The sequence below is a fragment of the Variovorax sp. P1_H2 genome, from assembly GCF_056405295.1.
In genome coordinates, this window is record NZ_JBFUCJ010000307.1 from 1 (window position 1) to 659 (window position 659).

A 659-nucleotide genomic window follows, 5' to 3' on the forward strand; every position below is an offset into this window, starting at 1 on the left:
GATCACCACCGTGAACTGGTCATAGCTCGGCGTCCCCAGCGCAAACTTGATCCGCATGTCGATGATCGGAACAATGATCCCCCGCAGGTTCACCACCCCCTTGATGTACTCCGGCGCGTTCGCGATCCGCGTCACCGCGTCGTACCCCCGCAGCTCCTGAACCTTCTGGATGTCGATCCCGTACTCCTCGTCGCCCAGGGTGAAGGAGAGAAACTCGAGCGGCTTGCCGGCGCGTGCCGAGGGTGCGCTTGCTTCAGAGGCGACCTGCTTGGCTTGATCTGTGGTGTTCACTTCGTTCACTCCATGACTTGAAAATTTCTGCCGCCGCGGGTGCCGGCACCGGCCTCCGCCCGAAAGACACTGACCGCGTCGACCAGGCTTCCGGCCTGGTTCTCCAGTGCCAGTGCCGCCGCCGAGGCTTCTTCCACCAGCGCCGCGTTCTGCTGCGTCACCTGGTCCATCTGCGTGATCGCCTGGTTGATCTGCTCGATCCCCGAGGTCTGCTCCTGGCTGGCCGCCGTGATCTCGCCCATGATGTCGGTCACCCGCTTGACGCTGCCGACGATCTCTTCCATCGTCTTGCCGGCCTCGGCCACCAGCGCGCTGCCCGCGCCCACCTTGCCCACCGAGTCGTCGATCAGCCCCTTGATCTCCTTGGC

At 64.2% G+C, this 659-nt stretch carries 2 protein-coding genes; both read right to left on the reverse strand.

The window, feature by feature from the left end:
* The coding region (locus AC1D2E_RS36055; protein ID WP_478201820.1) for a chemotaxis protein CheW at positions 1-291 on the reverse strand (291 nt) is incomplete at its 3' end.
* Positions 292-296: 5 nt separating this feature from the next.
* On the reverse strand, positions 297-659 hold a 363-nt coding region (locus AC1D2E_RS36060; protein ID WP_478201821.1), incomplete at its 5' end, for a methyl-accepting chemotaxis protein.